The following is a 17467-nucleotide window of genomic DNA, read 5'->3' as shown; positions in this document are numbered from 1 at the left end:
CATTGCTGTGTCATGGAGCCCTCGTATCCTTCCCGGGATAGGGGGCTTTTTTTTGTGAAACCGGAACGGGCTACGAATCTTCCAGACCATACTCCTTGATGCGGCGGTCGAGGGTCGGCCGGGAAATGCCGAGGATTTCCGCCGCCCTCTTCTTCTCGTTGTGGGTAAAGGCGAGGACATTCTGGATATGCTCCCGCTCGACCTCATGGAGTGGCCTGAGCACCAGGGGAAAGCTGTCGCTCTCGCTTCCCTCTTCCAGGTGCAGGGATTCGGGCGACAGCACCGAGCCGTGCGAAAGGAGCACGGCACGCCGCAACGTGTTCTCCAACTCCCGGACGTTGCCCGGCCACGGGTGGGCCAGGATGGCGTTCATGGTCTCCAGGGGAACGATGTCCACCCGCTTCCCGGTCTCATAGTGCAGTTTTTCCAGCAGGAATTTCACCAGGATGGGAATGTCGTCCCTGCGCTCCCTGAGGGGAGGGAGATCGATGGAGACCACTTTCAGGCGGTAGTACAGGTCGTGGCGGAAAATGCCGCTGTTGACCAGCGTGAGGAGATTCTTGTTGGTGGCGGCCACAATGCGCACATCGGCCTTGATGGTCTCGATCCCCCCTACCCGCTCGAACTCCCGCTCCTGGATAAAGCGGAGCAGTTTCACCTGCAACTCGGGACTGATCTCCGATATCTCGTCGAGGAACAGGGTCCCCCCCTGGGCCAGCTCGAACTTCCCCGGTTTGGTTCGATACGCCCCGGTGAACGCCCCCTTCTCATGGCCGAACAGCTCGCTTTCGAGGACCGTTGGCGAGAGGGCTGAGCAGGCCACGGCAATGAACGGACGGTTGCGAAACTTGCTGTTGAAATGGATGGCACGGGCAACCATTTCCTTGCCGGTGCCGCTCTCCCCCTGGATCAGGACCGTGGCCCGGAAGTCGGCAATGGCGCCGATGGTTTTGTAAACCTCCTTCATGGCCCGGGAGCGGCCCACCATGATGTTCTGCTCAAAGGGGGCGTCAATGGAGTCGCAGAAGGCGACGCCGGTCCGGGAAAGGGCGCTCATCTCGAATATTTTGTCGATAATCTGGTCGAGATGATCGAGATCGAGGGGCTTGCCCAGGTGGTCGATGGCCCCGAGACGGATTGCCTCGATGGCGGTCTGCATGTCGTCGTAGGCCGTGATCATGATGACCGGCAGGGCCGGCTTTCTTTCCTTGATCAGGGTCAGGACCTCGAAACCGTCCATGCCGGAGAGCCGCAGATCGAGGAGCACCAGGCCAACATCCCTCGTCAGGGCCAGGTCGACCGCCTCGTTGCCGGTGGCGGCGGTGAGAACCGTATACCCCACCTCGGCAAGGTGCAGCTCCAGGGTTCGACGGATGGCTCTGTCGTCATCGGCGACCAGGATTGTTCTCATTGCAGGCCATCCCCTTTCTCGGCGGGTCCCCTGAGGGGAAGAGCCACGGTGAACGTGGCGCCCCGGCCGGGTTCGCTCTCGACGGAGACCGATCCGCCATGGCGAAGGACAATCGTTTGCAGGATAGAGAGCCCCAAGCCGCCTCCGGACGCCTTGGTGGTGAAAAACGGCTCGAAGAGCTGCTCCAGCTTGTCGGACGGAATCCCCCCGCCGGTGTCGCTGACCCTGAGCAGCGCCATCCCGCTCATGCTCTGGGCGGTTATGGTGAGCAACCGAGCATCGGGCGGCGTCCGGTTCATGGCATCGAGGGCATTGAGGACCAGGTTCAGCAGCACCTGATGAATCTGCTCGGGGTCGCAGACGAGGTTCAGGGGCGAGTCGATACGGACGTCGGACCGAACCTGTTCTTCCTCCAGGCGCTGCGCCATGAGTTGCATCAGGCGGTCGACAATCCCGCCCATTTCCGCCGTCTCAAGGCGCAGGGGCCGGGAGCGGGCGAAATCCAGAACATCGTTCAGCAGACGGTTGAGGCGCTGGATCTCCTCCTCCACGATGGAAAAATTCTCCCTGAGCGTGCCGGCCGGGGCGATTTTCTTCCGGATCATCTGCATGTTCATCTGGATGGCCGAGAGGGGGTTGCGGATCTCATGGGCCAGCCCCAGGGCCAGGTGCCCCACCGCGGCCACCTTCTTCGCCACCAGCAGCTCGTCGAAAGTGGATTCGAGCCGCGAATGGGCCTCACTGAGGGCTTTGGTGTGATGGTTGACCTGGGTGGAGAGGATCCGGTTCCAGTTCATGAGAATCCCCATCAAGAGGGTTGCCCCCGCCAGAACCGTCACCAGCAGGGTGGTAGCGAAGGCCTCCTGTCGGTGCATGAACGTGGACAGGAGCTCGTCCACCTCCCGTTCGGGGGTGGAAATCCCCATTGCCCAGAGGCGGTTCTCGATGCGGAACGGATAGTAGCTCCCCAGCTTCCGCACCTGCTGATCGGGGATCTCGGCATCCAGGTAGTCGTACCAGCCGCTCCCCGGTTTCCCTTCTTCCACGGAGACGAGAAGATTATAGAGGCGCGGCCACCGGGGAAGAAACGCCGCGTCGAAACTGCGCCCCACAAGCCTGCCGCTCGGGGCGACGAGCATGGTCCTGCTACTGATGTCGGCAAGCCAGGCGCGGCCGTGGGTGCCGACACGGATGGGAAGGATGTGCTTGCGCGCCAGCTTCTCGAAATCGAGGACACAACTGGCCACCCCCAGAAACTCACCCCGCGGTCCGTAGATCCCCTCGGCGACGATCAGGGCCTTGTACCCCCGGCGCTTTCCCCCCTCCATGCGGGTGAAGGGGGACAGGTACATCTCCCCTGGCTTCCCCTTTTCCTTGGCCCACTTGATGTAGTCCCGCCAGGCATAGTTGCGGCCAACGGTGTACGGATCGGCCGGCTCTATGGCGACGGCGGTTCCACGGCTGTCAAAGATCACGAGGTCGACGACCGGGGTCGAGGCGAGGGAGCCGTAGATCTTTTTCAGGCGTTCGCCGACTTCTTCGGCCCTCCGGCGGGTGACCTCCTTCCCTTCGAAGAGCGTCACCACCAGATCGAGGTTGCGATGGAACGTGGAGAACATCTCCTCCAGGGTGTGGGAGGCCAGTTCGGCCATGAGGGACTGCTGCCGGTTGTACTGCTCGAAGAAGCGCTCCCGCGCTTCCGCACGAACGGCGTTGGTGGTGTGCCTGATCCAGAGGAGGGCGCCGACGGCCGTGGCGACCACCAGGATCAGAACGAGCAGCAGCTTGAGTTTGCGCGGATGAATCATGGCATTGTCGCTGTCATTAAAGATTCAGCAGTCTGGCGGCATTTCCTCCCAGAATCTTTTCCACCCCCTCTGCCGGCAGCGGGAGAGAGCCGATGGCCTCCATGTTGCGCCGTATCTGGGATGCCCCCGGCCAGTCACTGCCGAAGATGACCTTGTCCGTATTGCGGGCCAGTTCCGGGAAATAGGTCATGAGCTTCGAGGGGGGGAGCCCGGAAACTTCCATGTAGAGGTTGGCGTGGAGCTTCGACAGGAAAAAGGCCCGGTCGTACCAGAACCCACGCCCCGAATGGGCCATGACCAAGTTCAGTGCCGGAAAATCGTTGGCCACGTCATCCAGATGGAGCGGATCGCCGTATTTGATCCGGGAACCCTTAAAGACCGAAGAGCCGGTGTGGATCAGCACCGGAATCCCCAGCTCCTGGGCAGCCTGGTAGAGGGGATAGACCCTCGGGTCATTGAGGTAGTAATGCTGGTAGGAGGGATAGAGCTTGAGGCCTCTAAACCCTGCCGTTTCCACCAGGCGGCGGAGCTCGCTCCCCAGGTCGGTGGTGAGATGGGGATTGATGCTGCAGAAGGGAATCAGCCTCGTTCTCCCCTTGCAGAAGGCCTCCACCTGCTCGTTGGAGCAGATGCCGGTGGTTATCGGGCACAACTCCGCCAGGACGCAGGCGTAATCGACCCCTTCGGCAGCCAGCAGCTCCTCGAAGGCGCCGGGGTCGCTGTAGCGTTTTATGTACGCATCGTATCCCGCGGGATCGGGTTGGGACTGCCGTATCCACTCCGTCACCCAGGGTTTGTGGCTGGCGTACTCCCCCAGGTGGACGTGAAAATCGATGCGCAGCCCCCGCGAACTGCTGTCTCGCATTTCATGGGCCATGGTGTATTCCTCTCTTCTTCCGGTCTCCCCTTCACCAGACAGGCAACGTGCCCCTCCCCCGCAAGGAGGGAGGGGACAAATTACATTTTTTGCAAAGATGCAAGCATTGTAACACTGTTTTACTGTTTATCAGAAGAAGTAATAGGCGGCAAATCGTCCGATGTTTGCGGTGCCTGATGTCGCCGTGCCCGCCAGGATGCCGGTGCCGTTGGTAACGTTGCCGTACTGGGTGTTGATGTTCTGGTATTCGACGGCAAACCGGACGGCGGCATTCAGGTCATAGGTGACGTTGGCATAGATGGCCGAGTTGGATTTCTCGAAATTATCGATCCCCCTGTAACTCGCATAGTTATAGGCATTCCTCCGCCCGTAGCCGGCCGTGATCCCCAGATCCTGGGTCGGGTAGAATATGAGCTGGCTGTAGATGCCGTACCCCTTGGCAGCCGTCTTGTTGCCGGTCGGACCGACCACGCTTCCCGCCGTGGCGCCGATGGTATACATATTGGCAGCCATGTAAACCTGCCCCTCGAAGGAGGCGGTCATGGCGCGGTTTTTACCATCCTTTGACGGCAGGAGCGGCACGAAGGTATAGAAGCCGTAGCCCCAGCTATCCACCGACTTGCTGTTTCCGGCCACGTCCTGATTGCCATAGAGGCCGAAGAAGCCGGCAGTCAGCGAGTTCATGGACATGCCGTAGTACCCCGGGGCGACCCCGAGGGCTTTGCTGATGAGCATTGCCTGGCCGGCCACGTTGACCTTTGCCCCCCAACTGTCGGATGTTTTACCTGGTGTTGGCTGCTGAAGGTCTTGGGTATTGGTATCCTGAACCGGATTCTGTATCCCCAGGACCAGCCGCAGGGCGTTCTTGTCATTGAGGTTCAGCCGGTGGGTTACCCTGATCTGGGGCACCCTGGGATTGTTCGGGGCGCCGGTCATGGCCGCCTGGCCGAAATCGACGGTGGAGGCGGTGGCCGGACCGAAAATGTCGTAGGCCTGCCCCAGCACCAGCTGGGTATTGGCCCAGTCCAGCGAGGCATTGGCGAGGCGGAGCCGCATGGTGGCGGTCTCGTTGGAAGCGCCGCCTCCGCCGTAGAAGTCCGTTTCGATGATGGCATTGGTCTTGGCGCCGAGGAAGGTGGGACCGCCAACCTTCAGCCAGATCCGGGACTGCCGGGCGGTGAAGATGGACTGATCCTCCTGGCCGGCAACGGAGCTGCTCTTGGGAATGCCCCTCTGAAGCGTACCCAGGGCGCCGTTCGACCCCAGGTTGACCGAGTTGTACGCGTAATCGAGCTTGACGTAGCCACCGATGCTCAGGTTGAATTTGCTGGTGACCGGCGAGGCCATCTTGCCGTAGATGCCGGGGGCCACTTCACAGTTTGGCTGAAAATCACAGTTGTAGACCGGCGCGACGGTCTGGGGCAACTCCTCGGCCATGGCCGGAGCGGCCAGCAACAAAGCGGAGATTCCAACCGTAAGTCCCTTGTTCTTCATGTTTCCTCCACACAAAAGAGATGATCTGCAAACCTTCACTTTCCCGTTGCACTCCCATGACACATTCGACTTCTGCGCTTGCTCCCTGCTCCCCCTTTCAGTATTCGCTTCCCACCAGATCGGGCGTCCTGGCCCCCTCCCCTTCGCGGACGATCCCGTAGGCGCCGTTGGGGCCCACAAAACCGGTGACCTCAAGGGTCCCGACCTTGCTTCCGGGGTCAAACCCCAGCCCTTTGATCCCCTTCCCGCCACGGTAGATCCGCAACCGTTGGCCCATTACGATGCCGATTTCCCTCCCGGCGTTGATGTAGACCTTCTCCCCTTCCACCGCAGCAATCCCGCAGAGCCACGGGATATGCCGCGCAACTCCGCGGACCTTATCGGCAACGGCATCGAGGGACGCGGCAAGGGGAGCGCCGGATGCCGCCGCGGGAACCTCGATCCGGCGCAGGAGGATTCCACCCATGCCGTCATACATCTCCGCCACCAGGAGGTTTCCGCCCCCTTCTCCCTTCTGGGGGCCGATGAACACGACCGCATTGAACTCCCGGTTCCGGTTGAGGCTCTGGACATAGGCACCGCGCTCCTCCACGGATGCGGGCACAGAAAGGGCTCCCTCCGGCCGCGGCTCGCCAACGAGGGCAAAGCCGGCACCCCTCAGCTTCTCGCCGAGCCCCGCCGCCAGCTCATTTCCCCCCGCCTGCACAACGGCGATGCGCAACCGGGGCGAGACCGCTGCTGCAACCTGGGAAGCCGGGGCAGGAGCCCCCTTCCCGACCACCTCCTCGTACCCCTTTTTCACCAGTTGGCTGCCGCGGGGAATGCCGCTCTCAACGTACCGGCGGGGCACCCACATGGTGGGCGAGGCGTTGGGGGACATGGTGTAGGCCGGGTTGTCCACCTCAACGTACTCTTCCGCGGGTCCGGCGGCGGTCCGGGGACCGGCGCAGGCCGTGACGGCAAGCAGGGCCAACAAGGCTACATACCTGAGAGTTCCCATTCGATGCTCCTTTCTCGATGACAGCTGTTTGCAGCACTGTGTTATCTGCCAATTTAAAACCCTGTTCTATTATTTTTAAAAGATACTAATAAACCCATTCACTGTGCTCAGTGGATGGGGATATGAAAAAACCGGGGCAGGCATGGCGTCCTGCCCCTTGAATCACCAGTAAAAGGAGTTACTACGTGGTACGTCCTGTTGCTACTCTATACAAGAACTCAGCGGTCTTGCCAGGCGGCGGGCCGTTTGCCGAGGAAAGCGTTCAGCCCTTCCACGGCGTCATGGGTTGCCATCAGCTCTTCCAGGTACAGCTTTTCTACTGCGGCTATCTTCGTCTTTGTCCGCTCGAGGACGCCGATGCGCGCCGCGCGCACGGCAAACCGGAGCGAACTGGCGCTGAGCCCTGCAAGGTGCTCATCGAAGTAGGCAACCGCAGCCTGCTCGGGATCTTCGGCCACCGCGGTCACCAGACCGAGCCGGAAGCCTTCTTCCGCACTGATGCTCCGGCCAGAGAAGAGGAGGTCCTCGGAAGCGGTCTTGCCGATCCTTTCCGGCAGAAGGCAGGAGGCTGCCGGGGCAAAAACGCCGATCTTGATCTCCGGTTGCCCCAGCATCGCTCCCGGGGCCGCGAAAATCAGGTTGCCTGCGGCGACCACTTCAAGGCCACCGCCAAGGCACTGGCCGCGCACCGCGACCAGGAGAGGGACCGGGCATTCCAGCATCTGGATTACAAGCGCGTGAAGGGATTTCAGCATGGCGGCGCAGGATTCGGGCATGTGCTCTTCGACGCTGGCGCCAAAGCTGAAGTGGGGGCCTTCCGCATCCAGAAGCACGGCCCGAAGCTTTGCACTGGCAAGATGTTCCGTGAGTGCCGCCTGCAGCGCCGCGATCATGGCGGCATCCACGATGTTCGCCTTGGGACGGGCCAGACGCAGACGGAGCAGCGCGCCGTCCTTTTCAAGCCATACCTTGAGAGGGCTCTCGCTCATGATTCTCTTTCCTCCTAACAATCAGGCTAATTATTGTTCAGCGGGGCATTGCTGCCCCGCCGGTCATTTGCGGCAACGATTTTACTTGCCGGGAACCAGGATTGCCCGCCGGGTCAGCTTATGGGCATGGGCTGCCTCAAAGACCTCGTTGATCTTCTCCAGGGGGTGCTTCTCGATGAAGGGGGCCAACGCAATCTTCTTCTCCAGAACCAGGTCCAGCGCTGCCGGATACAGCTCGGTCAGGCAGCCCCAGTTGCCGAGAGCCCGGGCATGGAAGGCCATCAGGTTGGAGAGGCGCAGTTCGATCTTGTCCATGGTGAAGCCCACCACCGACAGGGTGGCGCCGAAGGTCAGCAGGCCGAAGGCGGTGTCCTGGCCGGGGACGGTCCCGGAGCATTCAAAAATCTTCCAGCAGGTTTGCGGCAGCCCTTTTTCCTTCACGAAGGTCTGGATCGCTTTCTTCAGATCTTTCCCCTGCACCTGCCGCGAATTGATGGTAAGGCTCGCACCATACTTGGCCATGTTGTCCAGCTTGGCCTGGTCCACATCGATGGCAACGACCGTGGCGCCCATGGCGTTGGCGATCTGCACGGCATAGCTCCCTACCCCGCCGATACCGATGACGATGGCCAGATCCCCCTTCTGCACCTCTGCCTGGACAACGGCCTGGTACGGAGTAGTCACGGCGTCGGCAACCACAGAGATGTCCGCCAGTTCAAAGCCGGCCGCGGCAAGTTTCTTTTCATCAACAGGGCAGAGCCCCCGGGCGGGCACCTTGATGTGGGTGGCGAACCCTCCCTGAATGTCGTTGCCCGGCATCTGCTGAGTGCGGCAGATGGTGCCGTGCCCCGAAAGGCAGAGGTCACAGACTCCGCAGGGAATGACAGCCGGAATCAGCACCGCCTTCCCTTGCCAGGCCTCCGCCCCCTTGCCCGTCGCAACCACCCGGCCGCTGATTTCGTGGCCGAGGGTCAACGGCAGGCCATGGTTGACCCGCACGCCATCATAATAGAAGCCCAAGTCGGTATGGCATACCCCGCATCCGGCAACCTCAACCACCACTTCATTGTCAGACGGCGGAGCCGCGTCGAAATCCGCCTTCACCATGGGCTCGCCCACGGCAGTCATTGTCCAGCGATGCGGTGCAGTGCTCATTATCCTTCCTCCTCATTCCGTTATTTCGTAAAGAATGCTTTATATTCGGCTAGTTCCAACAATTAAACATGTAACCTGGTACTTTTTTACTTATTTAGAGACACGTTTACCAATGGCAAGCATATCTGCAGCTTATTCTCCGTTGCTCCGTATTATTCAATCTGCTGTTTCCGATCTACTTCTGAAGCATTGCCGTCAAGGCCGGCGCGAACTGGAGCACATCGGCAACGACCAGCACGTCCGCCACTTCGCCGATGGGGGCATCCTTATCCTTGTTGATGGCAACAATGAAATCGGACTTCTTCATGCCGGCAAGGTGCTGGATCGCGCCGCTGATGCCGCACGCCACGTAGAGCTTCGGACTGACCGTCTGTCCCGTGGTCCCCACCTGGTGGCTATGCTCGACCCATCCGGCATCCACCACCGGACGGCTTGCCCCCAGCTCGCCACCCATGGCCTTGGCAAGGGCTGCGATGACCGGCACATTCTCTTTTTTTCCTACACCACGGCCGGCGCTGACGATGATCTCGGCCCGGGTAAGATCCACGTCCTTCTTCTCCGCCGGCTCATAGCCCACAAACTCCAGGGCGGAAGCGCCATCGGCGGGCTCGATACGCTCCAGCTGCGGAGCCCCGGAAGCGGCGGCAGCACTGAAGGCCCCGGCCTGGATGGTCAGAACGGCCTTTCCCGACTTGGGGGCCACGGTGCGCCGAAGCTTGGCATTGCAGACCCCAACCTCGAACTTGCCGTCAACGATGTCAACGATCTCGGAAACCTGACCCGCCTTCAGGCTAGCGGCAACGCGGGGAGCAAGGTCCCAGCCGAAGGACGAATGGACGAAGACGACGTAGTCGGGGTTTTCCCGCTCAATCGCCGCCAGGACGATCTTCTTGTGGACATCCGGGTTGTACTCGCCATATTTGCCGGCATCGGCCAGGTAGACCGTGCCGTTGACCTTGGGAGCCTCGGACTCGCTCCCGATCAGGACCATCGCTTTCTCGGCCCCCAGCTTCTCGGCAAAGGTAACCAGTTCATAGCTTGTTTCGAGGAGCTTTCCTTCACGGTATTCGCATACAAGTAGCGCTTTCATGCTTACCCCCTATCTCACTACTGCCGTTTTTTCTTTGAGGATGCCGAGGAGCTTGTCTGCCATTTCGTTCAGGTCCCCTTCCAGAACGATGCCGCCCCCTTTCCTGGCCGGGGGATAAACGCTGGCCGTGGCAGCCAGGGCCTCTTCCTTCAGGACGTCCACCACCGGAATGGCCGCGATCTCCTTCTTCTTCGCCTTCATGATATTGGGAAGGGTCGGATAACGGGGAACGTTAAGACCCAGTTGGCAGGTGACCAGCGCCGGCGTCTTAAGCTTCACCACCCCCTTAAGGCCCCCTTCGAGCTCCCGCTTGGCGGTGACAACCCCGTCGGCAAAGGAGAAGCCGACCAGGGTCGTGGCGCAGGAATAACCGAGTTGCTCGGCAACCGCCACACCCACCTGGGCCGAGCCCCGGTCCTGGGACTGCATGCCGGTGAAAATCAGATCAAAGCCCTTGTCTTTTGCATAGGTGGCGATGATCGAGGCGATCTGCCAGGGATCCTTGAGAGAGACGGCCGGATCCTGGATATGCACGCCCCGGTCGCACCCCATGGCGAGAGCCTTCTTGAGCGCCTCAACCACCCTGTCGGGGCCGATCGAGAGCACGGTCACATCGGCGGCGTCGCCCAATTGCTCCCTGAGCTGCACGGCCTGCTCGACGGCATATTCGTCGTACTCATTCATCCTGAAGGCCAGATCTGCTTCGTCATACCAGTTCCCTGAGCTGTTGGCCTTGAACCTCGACTCCATGTCCGGAACCTGCTTGATACATACGAGTACTTTCATAGAAACCTCCACGATCTTTACCCTTGTTCGATAACTTCAGCCCCGCAACCATTCGCCCCGCCGGCCGGCAGCGTCCCACCAACCGGTCAAATCCATAATTTGGTATAAAAGTACTATTTTACTTTTTATCTGTCAAGCAAAAATATCTCTATGATTGTTTAGCGGAGGATCCGCTACCACAGCAGTCGGGGAGTGCTTGCCGCCCCCCTAGTTGCGTACTCCGAAAACCCCATTACAATTTAATTTCAGAGACATATTTTCAAGGAGGAAAATATGCCCGGAAACCATATGGTACTCGAAAGTCCCCACCGCGCGGGCGAGGACGCCGTTGCAGCCCTCTCTTTTCTGGAAAAAGTGCTGGCAGGGTATCATCCGCGTGATTTCGAAGTTCGCCTCTGGGACGGCACGCTTCTCAAGGCCGAAGAGAAGCCCCGCTTCACCATGGTACTCAACCACCCCGGCGTCCTCCGCGGAATGTTCCTGAATCCCAGCCAGATAACCCTCGGCGAGGCGTTCGTCCGCACGGACTTCGACATCGAAGGGGACGTGGTCGCGGCCTTTGCCCTCGGTGACTATCTCATGGGTCTCCATTGGGGGATTCTCGACCGGTTCCGCATGGGCAGGGACCTCTTCACCCTCCCGGCAGCGGCAAAGCCGTCACGTTCCGACCACGCCTCCGCGCATCTGTCCGGGTCCGTGCACTGTAAAAAAAGGGACAGCCAGGCCATTGCCTTTCATTACAACGTCTCAAACGACTTCTACCGCCTCTGGCTGGACGAACGGATGGTCTATTCCTGCGCCTATTTCACGTCCACCAGCGATGAACTCGACGCTGCCCAGGAGCGAAAACTCGACTACATCTGCCGCAAACTGAGACTGAAACCGGGAGAACGGCTGCTGGACATCGGCTGTGGCTGGGGTGGGCTGGTGCTCCATGCCGCACGCAATTACGGCGTTAAGGCCCACGGCATAACCCTCAGCCGTCCCCAGGCGGAACTGGCCGGCGAGCGCATCCGGGCCGCCGGACTGGAAGATAGCTGTCGAGTGGAGGTAAAGGATTACCGGGAACTGGAGGGGCTGGGAATCTACGACAAGATCGTGAGTGTCGGAATGTTCGAGCACGTGGGAAAAGCGCGCCTTGAGGAATACTTCGCCCGTGCCTTCCGGCTTCTCGGAACCGGCGGGGCGTTTCTCAACCATGGGATTGCCGCCGGTCAGGGCTACTGTCCCGACGACGACAACTCGTTCATTGACCGCTACGTCTTTCCGGACGGCGAACTGCTGCCGGTCGACGTCACGCTCCACGCCGCCGCCGCGGCCGGCTTTGAAGCGCGCGACCTGGAAAGCCTGCGGGAACACTATGCCCTTACCCTGCGCCACTGGATAAAACGTCTGGACGCCGCGGCAACGGAAGCCATCATCGCTGCCGGCGCGACAACTTTCCGCGTCTGGCGCCTCTACATGGCAGGCTCCGCCCATGCTTTCGACTGCAATCGAATCAACATCTACCAGGCCCTGCTGCTGAAACCGGACAAGGGGAAAAGCGGACAGCCCTTGACCCGTGCCGACTGGTACGCCTGAATTCTCATGCAGGCAGCCAGCGCATGATCAGACCGCCCCCCTCTTCGGCCATGGGGTTGAATCAAGACGTTACACCGTCAAATAAACCGTAGCAGCAGAAAGGCTCCGATCGGCAGCAGGGCAAATACCATCCACATAGATCATTTGCGGCTTCCCTTCTGCGGCGGCCTCATACCTGGCGCGGCGCAAACATGATGATGGCCATGCCGGCCAATGAACGTTTTCCCTCAACCAGAGGTACAGCAGATAACAGCCGAGAATCTCGGCGAGAGCCGTCAGAACGAACAGCCCCAGGGTCTTTATGAACATGAGTACTCTTGCGTTGATTTTTCGGGGAAAAATCTCAATAAGATAAATGGTGAGGCAAGTGGAGACATACCTGCGGCCTCACATGAACATTCTGGCAAAAAACAGAGCGCAAGCGATCCAAACGGTAATGACCGTGGCGGCCGCCAAGCGGCTGACTGGCCGTTCGGTGGCCTTGGATGCTGCGTCTCTGTGTTCCTCCATTACTTCGCGCGGTATCAGCCGGACAACCAGCAGGATGCCGAGCGGCACGATCACCAGATCATCCAGGTAGCCGAGCACTGGGATAAAATCCGGAATCAAGTCGATGGGTGACACAGCATAGGCAGCTACGACCAGAGCAAGAGCCTTGGCGAACCAAGGTGTGCGCGGGTCCCGGGCGGCAAGCCAGACTGCATGCACATCCTGTTTGATTGCACGCGCCCATTGTCTTGCGTTGGAGATCAGCCTTGTTGTTGTCATAGTGGGGTCTTCTCAGTACGTTACTTGCTGACTTGTTGAAAATTTCGATCACTTGATGAATGAGCTCATCATTGTCACTCTTGTCTCTGACGGCATTCGAGACACATCCTTTCAGGTGATCTTCCAGAATCACCATTCCAAGGGAACGGATAGCACCACTCGTGGCTTCAATCTGCTTCAAAGTGTCGAGGCAGTCCCGGTCGTCCTCCACCATCTTGCGAATGCCTCTGATCTGACCTTCAATCCGGTTTATTCTCGAAAGTAATACCTTGTGATCATCTCCACAGAGTGCCATACCCACCAACCCACGTCTCTAAAAATCTCACCACTGCTTGTTGCTGCATGGCCAGACCTGCCTGAAACAGATTTTCTAACACATTTCCAGTTGACAACGATTTTCAATTTCTTTTATAGTGACCAAACGTTGACGGAGAGACGCATGGGCCAGATCGGGAGGAGATCCTTCGCTACTTCGGGGAAGATTTTCTTGCCGCGAAGAACCGCTCGTAACCCGGTCGAAGCAGAACAGGAAAAACAGCAATAACAAAAGGCGGGGTATCCGGCCACAATCGGCCCGATACCCCGCCTTGAAAAAACGTTAGCTCCGGTCGCCTGCGAAAGTGCCTGCGAAAGCCGGAGCTAACATACTGAAATCGATGGAGCGGGAAACGGGATTCGAATCAGCCAGCCCAATTATGCCGTTTCACTTTGAAACAAATAAAGGTCAACAAAATCAATCAACTGAATCCAACTCCCCTGTGGTATTCGTCCAGATAAATACAGTGGATTTCTTTAAAGTTCAGCCCAACCTGCGAAAGTATTGCGAAAGAATTCATAGTTCCAGTTTGAGGTGGCCGGGGCTCGTGAGACAGCCTGAGGGGTGAAATGAGGTGTGAGGATGCCCGCTGGCCAGAAGGTTTCCAGTGTCCCAAGTGCTTCAGCAGGAAGTGCTTGTTTTGGGTTTTCATGAAATCACCAGATATTGAGAGTGTTGATTCGATTTCTGGCGATTTTATCACCCAGTAATTGGAATTTATATCCATAACATCAAATAGTTATACTTTTAATAGACGACTAAAATAGTTCTTACATGTATCTGCCGTTGAAGAAGGTATCGAATCCTCTTATTCCATTGGTAAAACGGGGCCCACTTCCATAAACACTTGGTTTCTTCCTGATTGCTACTCCGCCATACTTCGGTTTGAGTAGGAAGAAGTTGTCAGTGCCATCTACCAAATTTATTACCTTCTCAACGGCAATGCCATCTTCAGGACCCGCAATGATTACATTATGCCTTCCACTGCGTATCAGTACCTTTTTCTCGAAAATATATCGTATTCCCACTCCCGCTTCTGGGTCATTGAATTTGCTGGAGCGATCTTCCGTTACTATTCCATTTATCCGTTCAGTTTGACCATCAATATTAATAAGCAAAACATAAACAGACGTGCCGAGCTTCGAATTGCCGAACAATCTGTCGCCCGGCCTTGGCGTCTTCACGGAAGAATAAATGGTCAGCTTCGAATAGCCCGACGAGACCTTCTCCTCCAATGGGACTTCACGAAAGACATCAGAGCTGGTCGTTATGCTGCTTCTTTTCAGCAATTCCTCGTTTCGGGTACACCCGCTCATCACAGCCAGGAACACCGACAATCCGATAAGTGCTCTCCTCATTTTCCCTCTCCTGCCATAGTGTCCGTCCGGAAATCGCTGTTTCGACGTGACGAGGGAACCGGTTTCAGCAATACCCGAGATGACCGGATATTTCCGCAGCCCCTTTAACCGCGTGTGGAATGAGCTCCTCGATTAGCCGGTCGTTGCTAAAGCGTGTGATCGGCCCGGGAAGAACCACCGCCCCAATAACATTGGAACTGTAATCGCGAACAGGAGCCGCTACACAGGTGACACCCACCTCCAGCTCTTCCCGACTGACGGCATACCCCTGCTGCCTTACCTGCTGAAGGTTTTCCAGAAAACTCGCGGGATCGGTAATCGTATAGGGCGTGTTCCGCTCAAACTTTTGCTCTGAAAGAAACCTCGCCAGCTTGTCTCCCGGAAAGTGGGCCAGCTGCGCCTTCCCGGCTGCCGTGCAATAGGCGGGAAGCCTTATAGCGATTGGCGGCACAACCCGTACCGGCTGGGTGCACACCACCCCATCTAGACAGATAACGGAAAATTCTCTCAAAACCGTCAGGCAGACCGTCTCGTTGCATTTCCTGACCATGGCCTCCATGGTGGGTCTCGCTCGACTGACGAGTCTCATCTGCCTGGCAACCATCCGGCTGAGGTGAAAGGCCTTGAGGCCGAGCCGGTAACTGCCGGTACTGGCGTTATACTCGATGAACCTGCGGGATTCGAGGGTAGCCAGCAACCTGAACACGTTGTTCTTGTGGAGTTGCAGACGCCTCCCCAACTCACTCATGTTCAGCTCGCTGACATCACCCCGGAACTGTTCCAAGAGCTCGAAAGCGTGGTCGACCGACTTAATCAAAGAAATGGGTTTATCTTTCTTCTTCATAGTTCGTGTTCCATCTCCCTGTCATAATTCGGAACCGTCAAACCAAGGAAACTTCTCCGGCAGAGCTTCGCTCAAGTTTAATCATCTTGAGTTCTTCCAAGTCTTTCCAGGACTTCGTCGTCAAGTGGAGGCAGGGGCCAGGAGAGGCCGGCGACACAAGCCCGGCCGATGGTTTTGGCGACGGTGGTCTTTGAGACTCCGCAGCTGCTTGCTATTGCCTGCCTGCTCTGGCCACAGGCCCAGGCAAGGCGCAGCATCTCTCGAATCTTTCGCATGGCAACACTTTCTTTCGGCATCTCGTCCCCCTCAGTGTGAAATGAAGGATGGAGGATACCCGGTGAGTTACCTCGCGACTACATCACTTTTGCCGGTCGCCTTTCTCCGGAATCGCAGTCGCATTGCCAGCGGAATGCCAGTCGCCATCGCTCCGGAATCGCGCTCGCGATCACAACGGAATCGTGGTCACTTTCGACCGGAATACGCAGCCAGGAAATTGGAGGTTTCCCGTTCGACCCTCTACCGGAAGGCGAAGGCCCCCCCTTTCCCCTCACTTGAACTGGATCGACTTGATCTCCAGGAACTCCTCGAGTCCGTATTTCCCCAGCTCCCGGCCGTGGCCCGACTGCTTGTAGCCGCCAAAGGGGGCAAGGATGTTGAAGGCGCCACCGTTGATTTCCACCTGGCCGGTACGAAGCCGTCTGGCCACCCCTTCGGCCCGTTTCACCTCGCCAGACCACACCCCGCCGGCAAGTCCATAGATGGTGTCGTTGGCGAGCCGCACGGCGTCGTCCTCATCCCGGTAGGTCATAATGGAGAGGACCGGCCCGAAGATCTCCTCCCGGGCGATGGTCATGTCGGGGGTGACCCGGCCGAAAACGGTTGGCCTCGCGTAGTATCCCTGCTCAAGTCCCTCTGGTGGCTCGGTTCCGCCGCAGAGAAGCTCTGCCCCTTCATTCACTCCTTTTCTGATGTAGTCCAGGACCCGTTCCCGCTGTCGTGCAGATACCAGAGGGCCGAGCCGCGTCTGCTCCGAGAGGGGGTCCCCCGGAACATAGGTGGCGGCGACCTCCACTGCCAGGGCAGCGGCCTGATCGTAGAGAGACTCGGGAACGAGCATGCGGGTGTGGGCACTGCAGGTCTGACCGGAGTTCACAAAAGAGCTGGCCGCCGTACCCTTGACCGCCGCAGCGAGATCGGCATCGTCGAGAATGATGGCGGCGGATTTGCCACCAAGCTCCAAGGCGACCCGCTTGAGGGTTGCCGCCGCTAGATTGGAGACCGAAAGGCCTGCCCGTACCGATCCGGTAAACGAGATCAGGTCCACGCCGGGATGGCTCGCCATGGCCTCCCCCACTGGTTCGCCGTAACCGCTCACTAGGTTGAAGACCCCTGCCGGAAGCCCTGCTTCGTGGATGATCTCCGCAAGGATAAAGGCGGAGAGCGGCACCACTTCGCTCGGCTTGAGGACGATAGTGCAGCCGGCAGCCAGGGCCGGCGCCACCTTGGCGATCACCTGGTGGAGGGGATAGTTCCATGGGGTAATGCAGGCCGCCACACCCGCCGGCTCCTTGAGAACGAGCGAGTTTCCTATCCGCTCCTCAAATGGGTATTCGCCAAGAAGCTTCACGTAGCTCTCCATGACGGCGATGGGAAGCCCCGCCTGGATCCGCCGGGAGAGCTTGATCGGTATACCCAACTCCGCCGTTATGGTCTGCGCAATCTCCTCGCTGCGGGCAACCATCCCCTCGTGGATCTTCCGCAGGAAGGAGAGGCGAAGCTCAACTGGCATCCTCCCCCACCCCTCGAAGGCGTCCCGGGCAGCCGCCACCGCCCACTTCACATCCGTCTCTCCGCAGGAGGGGATCTGCCCCATGACCTCCTCTGTCGCAGGATTGACAACCTCAATAAACACCCCGGTCGAACACGTGGTCCAGGCTCCATTGAGGTAAATCTCCTGACGATCGTACATAGCTCCCTCCCCTGCCCCCTC

At 58.8% G+C, this 17467-nt stretch carries 15 protein-coding genes and 2 pseudogenes; 1 reads left to right on the top strand and 16 read right to left on the bottom strand.

Going from position 1 to position 17467, the window contains the following annotated elements:
* Window positions 1-70: 70 nt before the first annotated feature.
* The 9 genes from KJB29_RS14625 to KJB29_RS14585 all read right to left on the bottom strand — a co-directional run bounded on the left by KJB29_RS14625 (window position 71) and on the right by KJB29_RS14585 (window position 10610).
* Window positions 71-1411: a sigma-54-dependent transcriptional regulator gene (locus tag KJB29_RS14625; RefSeq protein ID WP_215735163.1), complete on the bottom strand. Its 1341-nt coding sequence runs from the start codon at window positions 1409-1411 to the stop codon at window positions 71-73.
* Window positions 1408-3219 (bottom strand): sensor histidine kinase, encoded by a 1812-nt coding sequence (locus tag KJB29_RS14620; protein WP_215735162.1) that lies wholly within the window; start codon window positions 3217-3219, stop codon window positions 1408-1410. Before KJB29_RS14620 ends, KJB29_RS14625 begins: the two co-directional genes overlap by 4 nt.
* 16 nt (window positions 3220-3235) lie before the next feature.
* Complete coding sequence (locus KJB29_RS14615) at window positions 3236-4096, bottom strand: amidohydrolase family protein (protein WP_215735161.1); 861 nt, start codon at window positions 4094-4096, stop codon at window positions 3236-3238.
* A gap of 129 nt (window positions 4097-4225) precedes the next feature.
* Window positions 4226-5590: a hypothetical protein gene (locus KJB29_RS14610; protein WP_215735160.1), complete on the bottom strand. Its 1365-nt coding sequence runs from the start codon at window positions 5588-5590 to the stop codon at window positions 4226-4228.
* Between the two features lie 97 nt (window positions 5591-5687).
* Window positions 5688-6590 (bottom strand): hypothetical protein, encoded by a 903-nt coding sequence (locus tag KJB29_RS14605; RefSeq protein WP_215735159.1) that lies wholly within the window; start codon window positions 6588-6590, stop codon window positions 5688-5690.
* 218 nt (window positions 6591-6808) lie between these two features.
* Window positions 6809-7579 (bottom strand): cyclohexa-1,5-dienecarbonyl-CoA hydratase, encoded by a 771-nt coding sequence (locus tag KJB29_RS14600; protein WP_215735158.1) that lies wholly within the window; start codon window positions 7577-7579, stop codon window positions 6809-6811.
* Window positions 7580-7660: 81 nt separating this feature from the next.
* Window positions 7661-8734, bottom strand: a complete 1074-nt coding sequence (gene had / locus KJB29_RS14595) for a 6-hydroxycyclohex-1-ene-1-carbonyl-CoA dehydrogenase (protein ID WP_215735157.1) — start codon at window positions 8732-8734, stop codon at window positions 7661-7663.
* 175 nt (window positions 8735-8909) lie between these two features.
* Entirely contained in the window at window positions 8910-9824 is a 915-nt protein-coding gene (locus KJB29_RS14590) for an electron transfer flavoprotein subunit alpha/FixB family protein (RefSeq protein WP_215735156.1), read from the bottom strand.
* Between the two features lie 9 nt (window positions 9825-9833).
* Complete coding sequence (locus KJB29_RS14585; RefSeq protein ID WP_215735155.1) at window positions 9834-10610, bottom strand: electron transfer flavoprotein subunit beta/FixA family protein; 777 nt, start codon at window positions 10608-10610, stop codon at window positions 9834-9836.
* A gap of 273 nt (window positions 10611-10883) precedes the next feature.
* On the opposite strand from KJB29_RS14585, the gene KJB29_RS14580 reads away from it, so the two are divergent.
* Complete coding sequence (locus KJB29_RS14580; protein WP_215735154.1) at window positions 10884-12191, top strand: SAM-dependent methyltransferase; 1308 nt, start codon at window positions 10884-10886, stop codon at window positions 12189-12191.
* Window positions 12192-12260: 69 nt separating this feature from the next.
* Here the strand turns inward: KJB29_RS14580 and KJB29_RS19885 are convergent, their stop codons facing one another.
* The 7 genes and pseudogenes from KJB29_RS19885 to KJB29_RS14545 form a co-directional block, all read right to left on the bottom strand.
* A complete protein-coding gene (locus KJB29_RS19885; RefSeq protein WP_215735153.1) occupies window positions 12261-12500 on the bottom strand; it encodes a YnfA family protein in 240 nt (79 codons plus the stop codon).
* A 78-nt stretch (window positions 12501-12578) separates the two neighbouring features.
* A pseudogene (locus KJB29_RS14570) lies at window positions 12579-12932 on the bottom strand (YkvA family protein); the annotation flags it as partial.
* Between the two features lie 73 nt (window positions 12933-13005).
* Window positions 13006-13254 (bottom strand): annotated as a pseudogene (locus KJB29_RS19585) (metal-sensitive transcriptional regulator); the annotation flags it as partial.
* Window positions 13255-14045: 791 nt separating this feature from the next.
* Entirely contained in the window at window positions 14046-14633 is a 588-nt protein-coding gene (locus tag KJB29_RS14560) for a hypothetical protein (protein ID WP_215735151.1), read from the bottom strand.
* A 64-nt stretch (window positions 14634-14697) separates the two neighbouring features.
* Window positions 14698-15477, bottom strand: a complete 780-nt coding sequence (locus tag KJB29_RS14555) for an IclR family transcriptional regulator (protein WP_215735150.1) — start codon at window positions 15475-15477, stop codon at window positions 14698-14700.
* Between the two features lie 77 nt (window positions 15478-15554).
* Window positions 15555-15773 carry a hypothetical protein gene (locus KJB29_RS14550; protein WP_215735149.1) on the bottom strand — a complete coding sequence of 73 codons (219 nt, stop codon included), beginning with the start codon at window positions 15771-15773 and terminating at the stop codon, window positions 15555-15557.
* 251 nt (window positions 15774-16024) lie between these two features.
* A complete protein-coding gene (locus KJB29_RS14545) occupies window positions 16025-17446 on the bottom strand; it encodes an aldehyde dehydrogenase family protein (RefSeq protein ID WP_215735148.1) in 1422 nt (473 codons plus the stop codon).
* Window positions 17447-17467: the final 21 nt, after the last annotated feature.

Origin of the sequence: Geobacter grbiciae, from assembly GCF_018531165.1 — a bacterium.
Classification (GTDB): domain Bacteria; phylum Desulfobacterota; class Desulfuromonadia; order Geobacterales; family Geobacteraceae; genus Geobacter; species Geobacter metallireducens.
Note: the sequence above shows the minus strand (reverse complement) of the source record. Positions and strands in the feature narration are given on the sequence as shown.